Annotated in this window: 10 protein-coding genes; all 10 read right to left on the bottom strand. The window is 34.1% G+C overall.

The features are described from left to right. Window positions 1-52: 52 nt before the first annotated feature. The 10 genes from QTL86_RS20185 to QTL86_RS20140 all read right to left on the bottom strand — a co-directional run bounded on the left by QTL86_RS20185 (window position 53) and on the right by QTL86_RS20140 (window position 13,667). Entirely contained in the window at window positions 53-2,752 is a 2,700-nt protein-coding gene (locus QTL86_RS20185; protein ID WP_127064803.1) for a GH36-type glycosyl hydrolase domain-containing protein, read from the bottom strand. 30 nt (window positions 2,753-2,782) lie between these two features. Next, window positions 2,783-5,713, bottom strand: a complete 2,931-nt coding sequence (locus tag QTL86_RS20180; RefSeq protein ID WP_410495896.1) for a GH36-type glycosyl hydrolase domain-containing protein — start codon at window positions 5,711-5,713, stop codon at window positions 2,783-2,785. Window positions 5,714-5,731: 18 nt separating this feature from the next. Beyond that, window positions 5,732-7,519: a methyl-accepting chemotaxis protein gene (locus tag QTL86_RS20175; RefSeq protein WP_127064805.1), complete on the bottom strand. Its 1,788-nt coding sequence runs from the start codon at window positions 7,517-7,519 to the stop codon at window positions 5,732-5,734. A gap of 459 nt (window positions 7,520-7,978) precedes the next feature. Then, a complete protein-coding gene (locus QTL86_RS20170) occupies window positions 7,979-8,449 on the bottom strand; it encodes a 50S ribosomal protein L7ae (RefSeq protein ID WP_127064806.1) in 471 nt (156 codons plus the stop codon). A gap of 102 nt (window positions 8,450-8,551) precedes the next feature. Beyond that, window positions 8,552-9,904, bottom strand: a complete 1,353-nt coding sequence (locus tag QTL86_RS20165; RefSeq protein ID WP_127064807.1) for a diacylglycerol/polyprenol kinase family protein — start codon at window positions 9,902-9,904, stop codon at window positions 8,552-8,554. 77 nt (window positions 9,905-9,981) lie between these two features. Continuing rightward, window positions 9,982-11,079, bottom strand: coding sequence for a DUF3419 family protein (locus QTL86_RS20160; RefSeq protein ID WP_127064808.1), 1,098 nt, complete (start codon window positions 11,077-11,079; stop codon window positions 9,982-9,984). Window positions 11,080-11,177: 98 nt separating this feature from the next. Then, a complete protein-coding gene (locus QTL86_RS20155; protein WP_410495894.1) occupies window positions 11,178-12,011 on the bottom strand; it encodes an ornithine carbamoyltransferase in 834 nt (277 codons plus the stop codon). A 25-nt stretch (window positions 12,012-12,036) separates the two neighbouring features. Next, entirely contained in the window at window positions 12,037-12,405 is a 369-nt protein-coding gene (locus QTL86_RS20150; RefSeq protein ID WP_127064809.1) for an ACT domain-containing protein, read from the bottom strand. 61 nt (window positions 12,406-12,466) lie between these two features. Beyond that, complete coding sequence (locus QTL86_RS20145; RefSeq protein WP_127064810.1) at window positions 12,467-12,859, bottom strand: hypothetical protein; 393 nt, start codon at window positions 12,857-12,859, stop codon at window positions 12,467-12,469. Window positions 12,860-12,908: 49 nt separating this feature from the next. Continuing rightward, window positions 12,909-13,667, bottom strand: a complete 759-nt coding sequence (locus QTL86_RS20140) for an aminoglycoside adenylyltransferase domain-containing protein (RefSeq protein ID WP_410495893.1) — start codon at window positions 13,665-13,667, stop codon at window positions 12,909-12,911. Window positions 13,668-13,754: the final 87 nt, after the last annotated feature.

Genomic DNA, 13,754 nt, shown 5'->3' with positions numbered 1-13,754 from the left:
TTATCTATCTTTATATAACTAATCCCTTTAATAAACACCTATTCTATCTTTTTTATTCTAAAATAATATCGATTATATGCTGTATAGAAGCATCAAGAACCTGGATATCCTCTCTTTTAATAGTGGTATGATTCTTGCCATATGGTTTATTGTCAATAACGATTTTGGCTACTACATATTCATCAGCTTGCTTCTTATTTTGATTATGATAAGTTACCTGAAGCTTTCTATCTGCAAAGGTTAATTGAATAGAAGCTTGATCTTCCTTATCAAATTGCTCTAATAATAATTGAGGTTCAAAGTGTAAGTCTCCTAGACTTCCTTTTACTCCAAACATCTCAGTAATAACAGTCAGCATTAACCAACTAGCTGTTCCTGTTAAATAGTGATACATCCCGCGTCCTTTATCATTGATATACTCTGGAACACCTGGATAAATCCTGCTTTTTTCAAAAGAGCTACAATGCTTATAAAGTGTATCAATTACTTTAAAGCCTTCTTTAACAAAACCTCTTTGATAAAGTGCATTAGCATACATAGTCGCCATATGACAAAATACTGCGCCATTTTCCTTATGTCCATAAGCAAAACCAAACATCCTACCTAAGTCTGTTTTCACTTCATTAAAATTCGTATTGAGCTTATAGCCTCCTACTGCCTCATCATATAAATAGTGATCAGCCGCCTTAATAATCTCAGCTACTTGCTCATTAGTCGCTATTTGATTCATAATAGTAAACACTTGACCTGTTAGCATCATACGTGTCCCTTCTTTATGATCACCTTCTACTCTTTGGCCGTGATTATCATAATAGCCATTATACCAACTATACCCTGCTTTGTTGGTAATCCATTCTTGACTTCTTATATGTTTAATCATCCAATTTGCTTTTTCTTCTAGATCCTTTATTAATGTGTCAATTGTCACTTCAACTTGTTTACCCGTTACAGTATGTCTCACCTTTTTACAATAGGTATCTAAAATAGCACGCTTCTTATCTATAGCTTCATAAAGTACGGCATCACCTTTTATTAATAGCTGTAATTCTTCAGCTAACATGATTTTATCTTGGTGTTCTTTTTCTTTTAGTACACGTAATAATTGAGCAATTTCTAGCATATTACCCGCGTAAAGAGCTGAAAATGCCACACTTTCACCTCTTTCATCTGCCATATCTAGCCCATCATTCCAATCCGCTCCGTGTAGCTTTAAGTTGTTGTGTTCTCCTACGTCATAGAAAGCTGTAAGGTGTTGTACTAAAAGATGTTCTATTATTGTGCCTCGGTAAGCTACCTTATTTTTTTCTTGTAAATAGTTGCCCTCACTAAGTGACCATAATTCATCTTTAGCTGCTCCTCTTTCTACCTGTAAATCCTTAAAATAACTTTGTTTTTCCAATAAGAATTTAATATCTCCGCTTTGCTGAATATAAAGGTTAGTCGTTAAGAAAGGCCATGCTCCATGATCCATCCACACACGTGTAATATTATTTCTATCTGCTATAAACTCGCCTTGTTTGGTCCCAATAATCGTAGCATTTGTACCATCAAAACGTACGCCTCCAAAATTATCTAATAACATGCCTCTTACACCACTTGGGTCCATGGCTAAAAGTGCTAGACAATCTTGCCACAAATCTCTCCAGCCTCGCCCACCTTTTCCGTAGTCATGGTGTGGTAAAAAGGAACATCCATAAATCCGTCTAAGTATTGGTTGAAAATTCACCCAGTACATCCAGTTATCAAATTGCTTATCACTAGTTGTATAAGAAATATTAATTTTCTTATCCCAATAAAGCTTGGTTTCCTCTAGTTTTTGGTCAAAATCACTTTCACTTAAGTACTTTTTAGCCATTTCCTCAAATTTAGCTTCATTATCACTAAATCCCATAACTACTAAATAACTTTTTGCTTCCATTGGGCCTAAGATTGCTTTCTCAAATACAACACCTCCTAAGGCTTCATATCCTTCTAAACTCGCTCCCGCCAGAACTTGAGGTTGTTTTTGATACATAATTGCCTCTGGGGCTTCAAAAGAACCTCCTTCTCCAATATACTCTTCTACAATAGGGAAGTAGCCTATTGGCTTTTCTCCATTAGCTTCTGCCCCTCCAACCCCATAAATCATCGTATTTTTCTTATGCCCTCTCTCATCAAAGGTCAAAGTAGGATTGATAAGGACGCTATAATCTGTTGTTTTTATTCTATGTAATAAGGAAGTTACATGCCTATGATCTCTTAAATTATCAGCAGAACGTGCATATAAAGGTATTGCCGCTGTTGGGGAAATCACCATTTGTTTGTCACTTATATTAGTAATGGTGATTTTCATTAATTCCACGGTATCTTGACAAGCTGGTACAAAAGAAATAATTTCTGACTTAATCCCTAAGGCATTAGAAACTCTTGTCATTTTATGCCACATCGTACCCGCCTCTAGTTCTGTAGCCTCTTTTTCTTCAGTAAAAAGTTGCGCTGCAGACATAGCCGAAGCGCCAGTAGCTGACCAAGCTCCTTTTCCTTCAATATAAGCCCAAAAATTTCTTGATGACTTATTATTGTGAAGGTCTTCACTGCTTACTGGTGTTAATAAAAATGTATTCTGTCCCATTTTGCAGTCTCCGTTTAAAAGAGGCGTAATGCTGGACATCACACCAGCTTCATTAGCCAGTGGGAAATAGCTATAGCTATTTCTCTCTGGATTTGTGAGTTTAAACGTGCCTTTGTTGTCTATATATGTATATTTCTTCATACTTTTAAACCACCTTTTCTCTGACTACTTTTATACGCTAAAGATGAGTTCTACTTTATGTTTACAACCATCATCCACTAATGTAATCTTATTATCTTCAAGTACCTTGCCATCTAAAATAATACTGTAACTATTATCCACTATTCTCACTAAACCTTCTGGCTTCTTAATCTCAATGATATACTCTGAAGTTAGATGTCTTAATGTATAACTCATTTGTGTCATTTCCTCACTTAATAATGGTTCAATGACAAGTGAGTTCTTTTCATATTTAATTCCTAACATCTCAAATAATGTAATAGCAAGCCAGGTAGATGTACCACTTAATGTAGGCCCTATATTTTCCCCTGTTTGGCTATTATTATACTGCGTACACCAACGAGGATTACCACATACTTCAAATGGATTCTCTAGGGCTTTATATGGTAATACAAGTCCCACCATCCAATAAGCTAACTGACTTAATCTACTTGCAAGCTCTCTATTTACTACTTTCTTAGCTGCTTGAAGCATAGCCGTAGTTGCCATCATTGTTGCATGTTTAAAGATTCCTCCATTTTCTCTATCCCCTGGAAAATACTCACCAGTCGCTGTACTAGTAGCTACTTTTGATAAATCAGTTGGACTCATTAGTTTTAAACCATATGGTGTTTTTAAGTATGCTTCAATTTGATCTAACATGATTGCAATCTGGTCTTCATTAGCACTTGAAGAAAGAATTGACCAACTGAATGAATTTAGGAAATAGGTACCATCAATGTTTGCATCTGAAGAAAAGCCATCATTCTTTGCCCCCAAGAAAGTGATCTCATCCCCAAATCTATTAAAAAGTACTCTAGCAAAGAAGTTTTCCTTCCAAGCATCCTTTTGAATATGTTCATCGAGCTTTTTAGTTAACTCTTTTACATGCTCTTCATACTCAGTATCTTTATTAATAACTGCAAATCCCTCTATGTGTTGTAGGGCTAATTTTAATAAGAAAGCATTCATAACACTTTCTGAGTAGCCTTTAAATGGTTTCTCTCGTTTTTCTTTTTCTGGTCCTGATAAGTAGCTATCATCTACCTTCAAGCAATCATTCCAATCGGCAAAATCAATGAGTGGCAAACCATGCTCTCCCACAGATATTTCTGCCGAATATGTAATAATAGCTTTCAATGTTTCATAAACACTTCTTTTCTTACCACCAGCTTCCGCAATAATATATTCTTCATTTAAGAAACCTGTATCACCACTATAGTTGACATAACGATAAACTGCTTGAAGTAGCCATAGACCATCATCAGACCACTTACCTGCTTCTTTGCCTTTCCAGAAGAAATTATGATAGCAATAGCCGTATTCAAATACTTTTTCAATCCATTCCCTAAGCAAGGATTTTGTATAAGCTATTTCACCCATAGAAATAAGATAATATTGTGATACAAAAATATCTTGAATCTCTCTAAAGCCAATTTCTCTATAGCCTTTTTGAGTTAAATCAAAGGAACGAGAAACAAAGGTTTGATAAAGCACTTGAAAAGGTAAATTCTTATTGATATAACTATCAAAGGCTTGATCACCAGTGTTAACTTCTAAATAGGTACTATACTTTCTGTAGCTTTCTTTCTGCTCATTTAAGCTATTGATGATACTGCCCCTTATAGCAAATTGATGATGTAGATTGGTAAGCTGTGTATGAACCACTTCATCTGGTACTCTTGTTTCTCCTAGTTCAGAAATTAATCCTACAAAATGATCTACTGTAACATTTTCATTAGGCTCTATGCTTATAGGGCAACCTAACGCAAAGAAGCCTGGCCCTTTAGTATTTAATCTATTAGAAAGCTTACGTACACCTTGTGGTTTATATAAGCTACCACTGCCTATAAACTCACCGTAATGCGTACATATCTCTGTTGGATATTTTCTAGCATCCTTTTCATAAGCTACCATTGTGGTATAACGAATATCTCTGCTTGCTGATTCTGGATAATAGTAAGGGACATAACCTATGAGATGATTTTCCTCATCTTTAATAAGCTGTGACTGCATGATAACAGTAGAATAAACCACATCTTCCATAAGTGCTCCTGGCGCTGCAGTAGCTAACATCCCTGTAGCCACTATCTTTAAATCTCTAGTCGCTGAAGTTTTATTCGTAATTGTAATTCTTTGAACTTCTGTAGCAATTGGTAAACCTTCATACTGTGGTACTAAAAAAATGGTTCTTAAAATATGAAGTCCACACTTTGTTTCGTATTCAATCTCTGTATAATTTTGCCCATGTCTACATTCTGCTGTTTTAATATTAGAATCTAATACATCTGCTGAATAAAAAATTTGTTTTCCTTCTTCTACAAGATAAAACTGTCTATTAGCAGGGAAGCCATTTTCTTCTGGAAGCATATCCCACCTAGTAGCTAATACTTGAGTAGCTGCATGTGCTCTAAAACTTCCTCCCCCAAAGCGGTCTACTACACTTTTAGGTGTAGACTGAAGTGCTAGCTCAAAATTCATACGATCTCCTAAAAGCATATTGGTATAAAAATGTGGGCCTGGCACTGGTTTTTTTAAGTCTATAACATGTTCACCTTTCATATTGATATAACCTGCCCATTTTTTGTAGTCTTCACAAACGGCTAGCATATGACTTTCGTTGACTGAATCTATGGGTGTCTCTACAATACTTCCATTCATATAGCAAAAATACTTCACTTTACCAGAGTCTTCTATACAAAACAAATGAGATCCTGAATGAGTTAAACTATCAAAATAGGAACTTAATTTTTCATCCTTGCATAGCTCTTTTAAAGCTGGAACCTTAAAGGTGAATCCACCAATAGCAATAATATGCGTATTACTAATATCCATAAACTGACTATCATATACTAAGTTCTCATCAATATACTCTTTAAAATAACTTTTAAGTATTTTTGTTGATTCGTTTAGTGTTTCTCTAGCTAATACATTCTTTAACATACATTTTCCCCTCACTTTTTAGTCTATAATAAATTTATTAATCATACGGTCTAGGATATTAACTATAGTAGATAACTTATTAGCCGCATTTCCTAAATCATTAATAAGTTCTACCTGTTCACTCATTTCCTCTGTAATACCATTTGTCTTTTCACTCACACTATTTCCTAATGCGTTAATTGCATTAATACTTGTTAAAATACTTTCTATCCCTTTGCTAGACTCAATTACTGCAACATTCATTCCTTCAAGTCTAACAATGGTACTTTTTAAGTTCTCATCTATTACATTAAATTTATCAAGTGTATGCTCAGCAAATCGTTCACCTTGACTTGCCACCTCATTAGTATCGCCTACCAACTGACTTGTATGTTCAATTAAGTGACCCATTTTATCTATACAATTTTTAATTTCCACAGTAGAATTTCTACTTACATCTGCTAAATTCTTAATCTCCTGTGCTACAACGGCAAAACCTCTGCCACTTTCACCTGCTCTTGCAGCTTCAATCGATGCATTTAAAGCTAATAAATTAGTTTGTTCACTAATTTGATTAATAATATCAGTAGACTTGTTGACTATAGCTGATTCCTTCTTTAAGGCTTCTATAACCCCTACTACTTCTTCAATAAATTCCCTGATATGCTTCATCTGCTCCATGATTTTATGTAACATATCAATACCATTAACAGCTTCTCCTATCACTTCTACTGTGGTATTTGTAATATTTTCTGAGGTTGCACTCGTTTCTTCACTATTACCGGTAAGTTCTTCCGTTACATTCGCAACAATTCCTACTTCTTCCTTCCAAACATTCATTTCTTTTACTACACCGTCTAAGTTGTGATTGATAACGTCAAAAGCACTTTTAGTATTTACTGCTTTGCTATCTAGGTGTGAATCTACATTTTGTAATTCTTTAATAGAGTCTCTAAGCACTTGTATCATATCAAGTAATTCATAACTCATCGTTTGTATACTATCATCAATTTCAGAAACCTCATCCACAAACAGCCTTTTCTCAAATTTCTTCTTTTCTTGCACTTTATTATTAATTTCAAGCCTAGATATTCTATTTACCTTACTAGTAATATTTTTTAAAGCTTTCTTTAAGCTATTAATATAAGCAATAAATATTATAGATGCCATAATACTAAATATAACAATAATTACTATACTCATTCGACTAATTGTAGTTAGTGATTGAACTGTAGTTTGTACCTGCTTATTAGCTTTCTCTGTATTACGCGTATCTATCTCTTTAAATATTTCTTGGATTTGTGCCATATTCTCTTGTCCGGCTTCTATCATGAATACATATGCTTTATTAAAACGTTTAGCATCCAAGGCTTCTTTACTAGATGCATTATTCGCTTCAAGTACTTCCTTTAGTTTTTCTACTTGTTCTATCAGTACAGGATCAATTTCCATTAATGTTTCTTTCATACTCTCTAGTTTCGCTAATTCTGATTGTATGACTTCACTATCTTTGTTATATTCATCCTCATAGTGTGTAAACTCTTCTCCATAAAATAAAAGAGCCGATTGCAAATTATTAAATCCACGCATGGCTTGGGTATAAATATTTTTAGTTATCGTTACAATTTCTTGTGAGCTTGCATACTGTTTATAAGCTTGTACCATTTTATTCATCTGTCTATTATTAAAAATGAATACACCTATGAAAATAATAAATATAGATACCATAAAAATTGAAAGTTGCTTTGATAAAGATAAAGAGATTGCTTTACTTCCTTGTAGATTTTGCTTACTAGGTCTGGATTTATTTGTCTTATTTTTACTCATAATTCCACTCCCCCTCCGATAATTATGTCTAGTTATATTTAAACCTTCTCTTACTTATCATAAAATATTCAATTCTATAAGGTAACCTTACAATATTATGCTTTTTCATGAAATAATTACTATCTTTCTACACTATATAAGATTGCCCTTAAACTTTAGTTACTTCCTCACCAGGAATAATTTTTGCTAATATTAATATAAAATTCTACAGCACTGCCAAAGTAAAAAGGGACTACCGTATATATCCTTTCATATTTCCAAAAATAAACACAGCGAAAGAGTGCCACAAAACTATTTTATAGTTTGGTGGCACTCTTTCATCTTAATCTTCCTAATGATATTTATCCTATTTGACCTCTTCATATCCTCATAATTATTACATTTGTCGACAATCTAATATATTCACTTCTAATAAACTGAATACTTTTTCAAGCATAATAAATGCTACAATCTTCCTAGCTACATACCTAGTTCAAAAAACTCTCCCTGTTCAATATGTACTTCAAATCTAATGTTAGCTTTATTTTTAGCAACTAGCTTTATTCTATTGTTGCCTTTTTTAATCCCTAATGGACTACGAGCTAATTCCTTTACCTCTGATTGATTTGTATTCTCTACAATAGGTGTTACTGTACCATCAGGTGAAATTAATACTAACTTTGCTGTACCTTGAGTTAATGACAGTAAGTACTCTATCTCCAGCTGTGCATCCTCTTTAGCTTCATACTCCCATATTGTCTCCATCCCTTCAAATTCTATGTTTCCAGTAAAAGTCTGCTGGTTAATTTCTTGTTCATTACTATTAAGGTTATAGGTATTACTAATACTCGCAATTTTTTTATTATCTCCATACAAAGCATTCATTGTATTAAAAGAACATGCTGTTAGGGATAATATACCTACCATATATAAAATAAGTGTTTTTTTCATTTATTTTCCCCTTTCATAATATAAAACGAAATCTCCCCATAACAGGTTTAACAATCTTCTTGGTCGCCTTGACTTGCCCTGCTCTTAATCTAAGTTTTGGCATCATAGAATAATCAAACTCACCACCACACTTATTAAAGTTCCTCCAGCTACTAACCCTGCTTGTTTCCATGCCATTGCCAACGATAACCTATTATATTCGCTAGGTTTATCTAGGTATTTAGCTGCTATACCCAGTATAGTCATTAGTAACACTAAGCATATCCCCATTTGCCATAAATTTGTGCCTTTCCCAAACTCAAGATAATTAGCTACTGCCCCCATGACAATTAAAAAACTTCCTTTTACAAGTCCCACTAAATAAGCTTTCTTTTTACCGGCACTGTGATACCCCCTAAGGCTACCATAATTATTAAGTGCAATATGTAAGCCAAAAACCAAGTAAAACACCATAAACAGCTCAGCTCTTTGTTCCCAAATGGTAGCATAAAAGAGCAGAATAATCCCTACCACTAAATTGGATTCTATAACATGTTTATTAAAAACTAATTTCCTCTGCTCAGGTGTTCTCCTTGGAAACATTGGATAAATTACTAAAACTGTAATAGGTGCCAGTCCCCATCTAATGCCACCAATCAGGAAAGTAATATATACTGCTAATACACTTTCCATAATAGCCAGCTTACTTAAATCAACAACATGTCTATACTTGTAGACTACTACAAAAAAGACAATAATAAGTATTAAATTTAAAATTAAATAAATCTCTGGTAATGGCAATTGATTAAAAAGAAAAGCATAGCACAAAAGAGGAATAAGCAAATTATCTAGCCCAAAGGATGCCGTTGCTTCTACTAAAGCAGTCAGTCCACCAATAATGAGGGCTAGGCATAGTATTCGTGGCAAAGCCATATCACTATAACTAGCTAAAATTCCAAAGGTGCAAATAAAAGCTGTTATAGCAAAAGCTATACTTCCTACTAACGACTTTTCATCTTCTCTTTCTGCTGATAATTTACCTTTTTTATAGCGCGTTCCCACTATAGCAGCTACTGTATCAGCATAAGTCAAAATCAAGATTGGAATAAAGTATAAAATAGGGTCTCTCTTAGCCATCCAAAAGGTTGAACCAATGGCGATAGGAAATACTAACTCCCCTAAAGACCTTGCTGAACGCTCCACGCTATAAAGATAACTCCCTACTTCCTTTTTCTTATAATGCCTAAGTCTTAAGGTAAACACCACTGCAAACATTACAAAGGATAAAATAAGTACTGTTAGCCTTTCATGAAATAAATAAGGAAAAAACAAGGATACTGTCCCAATAAAAATATGGACCAATTTTCTAGCAACCTCAGGGGGGGGATTAAATCGTTTTTGAATCACCTTAGCTAGAGCCAAACAACCACTTAGTACCACAACGCTTATCCAAAAATGGATTATTTCTTGTATCATTTTCTTGTCTTAGTGATCTCTTGATGCAATCCATATATCACTAAATCCTCCTTTCCTCCATACTCCTTATGTCCATTTTACTTAATTTGTTCCACTAAAAATCTACTATAAAAGAAAGCTTCATCTTCTAAAAACAACTGCTCTGAAAGCTTTTCTAAAGTCTCCACCTGTTCTTTTAATACCTCTGGACACTTTCTTGGAACAAGCATATTCCAGTACACCACTCTAGCACCTTTTTTAGCATACTTTATCAGGGACTTATAAATCTTCAGCATTTCGCCTTCTTCCATATACTCAAAAATGTCGCTAAGGTTATATCCATCTATGCCTTCGCCCTCATAAGTTTCTAAAAAACCTTCTATACTATTTTGATGAATCTCTAGCCTATCGATGTTGGCTTTAATCGCTTCAAAATGTTCTGGTCTTAAATAATATGGCAGGTTCCTTTCATAATGCCCAAACAATATATACTCTAAATAAGGATTCTTAGAACAATCTATCTCTGTCAGCGCATAGCGTACACGTTTTAAAATATTTTCAGCTACGTGACCTTCTACATATTTAAAAAAGGCTGCATCTCTCCCTAATTTCCCCATCATCCTTCTAGAAAAAAAGAATCTAAAAAGTAATTGCCACCTTCTGTTAGCCCACTTTTCATCATAAAAACGTAGACGTTCGGCTTTTGTTTTGGGTCTTATTAACTCTTTTATTGTTTTTTTGCTATGTACTAAAGATAATACCTTTGTTCTAAATAGTTTAAAGTAATTTTCAAACTTACCTACATGAATGATACCTGCTTCTAAAAGTTCTTGGTGACTGTCCCAATAAAACTGTGTTCCCTCTGGCAATTCCTCTTTTAACTCTTCATATAAAGCTAATCGTTTGTCACATGCTGTAATACCTAGAAAAGCTAATACAGCCTCGTAATCCAATTTCTTAAAAGCAGCTTTTTTAAGATACACGCAGTGGAGCTGCACTGGATTAAGATCAAGGGCAACTACCTTATTTACTGGTTTCGTTAACATAGCTAAGCTATTATCTCCTCCAGAAGCAATAGATATATACGTACCTCCTTCAGCAAGGCCTAGTCCCTTTAACAAAATGCTCGTATCTTCCCAACACTGCGCATAACGTATGATGGAAAAATCAGCATAGTTTTCAATCTCACTTTTCATCTCTTTCTCTCCCCCTCTTCGGTTTACTACTCATGTTTACTTTGATTGCCATATTTCTATTCACTCATACTATTCTCCCCTTTAAATTCGCTAACGTTCTACTGTTCCATCAAGCTAAAAATCAGTATAGCTTGCTGGATTTCAAGCAAACACTTCTTAAATTCATACCCTACAAAATAAGAACTATCAATCACTTGCCTTGAGACTTCTTCTCCTCTAAAAAATGGTGGACATGGATTAAGTAAAACATTTTTATTGGCTTTCTCCATTAGTTCCAAGCTTATCTGATAATTCTTAAACTCATTTAGTTGTCTTTCACTAAGGGAATCTGTACATACAACATCTATACCTTTTATGGCTTCTTCTAAATCATAAATAACATCAACATCTTCTATTTCATAACCATATGGTGCACTTTGTTTTAAATGAAATCCCATCAGCTCCGCTGCTTCCTTCCAAGCTAATCCAATATTCCCCTTTGGTCCTACAAACAAAAATTGACTCTCACAAAAATCCTCTCTAAGATTTGAAAGAGCATACATATCTGCCAACATCTCACAAGGATGATTAGTATCCGTCATCCCATTAATAATGGGAATACTTGCATTTTCTCTCAGCGATTCTAAAAGTTCAATGTTTTGATGCCTAACAACAACTGCATCTGCCCAGTTATTTAAATACCCTATAACATCCTCTATTGCTTCTTTCTTATCGAGTGCTTCTGGAGGAAATAAAATAGACTGACCACCCAAAAGATGTATCCCCTTTTCAAAAGTAACCCTTGTTCTAATACTACTAGTTGGAAAAAACATCACAATTGTTTTCCCTTCTAAAAAACCTTTATATCTCCCGTGCTTTACTCGGTCTGCAATACTAAAGATCTCCCTTACTTCTTCCTTTGTATAGTCACTTAATCTAATAAGATGGCGCACTTTTCATCCTCCTTCATACGAAGTACTATCTCACTACTTCATATCCCCTAGCTTCTAAAGCTTTTAGTGCCTTTTCAAAGTTTTCTTCTTTAGTAAGAAGGTAATCTGTATTAAAAGTAGATATAGCAAATATGCCTATCTGCTCCTCAGCTAAAATAGTAGAAAGCTTTGATAAAATGCCTATAAGAGAGAAATCTAAAACACCTTCAATACGAAAACCTCTCCAACCATCTTCTCTTTCTATGGTTTCACTTGGCGCAAATTTTGTAGCACATACTAAAGATAACTCCTCATCTGTCTTACCTACAAAACAAAATGAATCCTCAAAATTGACCTTATTAATATCTTCAATTTTGCATACTGAAAATGTTTCATTAATGACCTTAAGTTTCATTATATTCGTCCTTTCTTATACCATAAAATTGTTGTAACTGTTCAACCCAATAAGTTAGTATTTAGTTATTTTGTTTGTAGACAAAGATATCACCATCTACTATCGAATCTTCTTTTTCAAATTTAGGAATACTGGCAGATTTATCTGCTTGGAAAGCTAGATCTCCATTATCAATCTTAAAAACATACGTGATCTTTTCTTCATCATCGATAGTTAACACTAATTCATCCTTCACTATGCTATATGTACCAATAGGTAACTGACTGCTTAATGCAGAAAATACAAAAATAAACTCATTGCCATCCTTTAAATTAATATAGGGAGGAAATATTTGTGAGGTATCTTTCATTTCATAAGTTCCAATAGGAAGTTCTAGTGCTTCTTCCTTTGAGCATCCCCCTAGTGAAACTGCCAACACCGTTATTACTAATAATGCAATTAAACTTTTTTTCATAACTTGCTCCTCCCATCTACTACTTCAAATTTATCTTTAAAAAGCTATTTTAATTATCAACGAATATCTGCTTAACCATATAGTGTGAAAACTCTTTTGCTAGTTTAAAATCCATTGAAAAACATTCATTAGATTGATAACATTTTACCGCTTCTTTTATAACAGGCACATACACGGAAGGCAATTTTTTGATCCCCCATAACCCACCTTGTTCTTTGGAAATAATAAGATTCTCTCTCATATACGCAAGCACGCGGCAAAGGCTTAAAACGATATAAATAGGATTCTCCACAATTTCATCTTCCGCACATTCAACATCACATTTTATACTATCGATGTAATTAGCTTTTGGTATTTCTCCAAATAGTGTTGCAATATCCTTGCCGCAAAGAACAATACCAACAGACCTAATTACTGTAAAATGTGCCGCTAGATCCTTATCTACACCATTCATTGCTTTAACATACTCTTCTATATTACTCTTGCACTTTTCTTTGTGCGCATTTGAAAAGTGAAGTTCAAAAGGGGTAGGATAAACAAATTTTGAGCAGACTTTTTCAAGAACTAGGCTCATTTCCAAGCCTTTGAGTGGACATATCTTGTCTAATTCCATCAAAACTTTGATAAGTTCTTTCTTTTCCTCTAATGAGGGTATTTCTTTAGTTACAACTAAAAAATCAATATCACTTTTGTCCCAATTAAAGCAAGCAAATGCGATAGAACCGTGAACATATATCCCCACAAGATTATCTGAAAGTATTCTATTGTACTCACAGGATATTCGATCTAATATTTCATTATAATTCACCTAATCACACCTCTTCCAATATACAAACCATCTTCTATAGAACGTCTCAACAATTCCTTATGTAAAGTGCTATTTTATTTAATACCT

Origin of the sequence: Cellulosilyticum sp. ST5 (genome assembly GCF_046529625.1) — a bacterium.
Taxonomy (GTDB): Bacteria; Bacillota; Clostridia; order Lachnospirales; family Cellulosilyticaceae; genus Cellulosilyticum; species Cellulosilyticum lentocellum.
This window is presented reverse-complemented; position numbering and strand designations above follow the sequence as displayed.

Coding starts and splice junctions, on each gene's coding strand:
- QTL86_RS20175 (WP_127064805.1), bottom strand. CDS start 7,519: ATGAGTAAAAATAAGACAAATAAATCCAGACCTAGTAAGCAAAATCTA.
- QTL86_RS20150 (WP_127064809.1), bottom strand. CDS start 12,405: ATGAAACTTAAGGTCATTAATGAAACATTTTCAGTATGCAAAATTGAA.
- QTL86_RS20160 (WP_127064808.1), bottom strand. CDS start 11,079: ATGAAAAGTGAGATTGAAAACTATGCTGATTTTTCCATCATACGTTAT.
- QTL86_RS20170 (WP_127064806.1), bottom strand. CDS start 8,449: ATGAAAAAAACACTTATTTTATATATGGTAGGTATATTATCCCTAACA.
- QTL86_RS20165 (WP_127064807.1), bottom strand. CDS start 9,904: ATGATACAAGAAATAATCCATTTTTGGATAAGCGTTGTGGTACTAAGT.
- QTL86_RS20145 (WP_127064810.1), bottom strand. CDS start 12,859: ATGAAAAAAAGTTTAATTGCATTATTAGTAATAACGGTGTTGGCAGTT.
- QTL86_RS20180 (WP_410495896.1), bottom strand. CDS start 5,713: ATGTTAAAGAATGTATTAGCTAGAGAAACACTAAACGAATCAACAAAA.
- QTL86_RS20185 (WP_127064803.1), bottom strand. CDS start 2,752: ATGAAGAAATATACATATATAGACAACAAAGGCACGTTTAAACTCACA.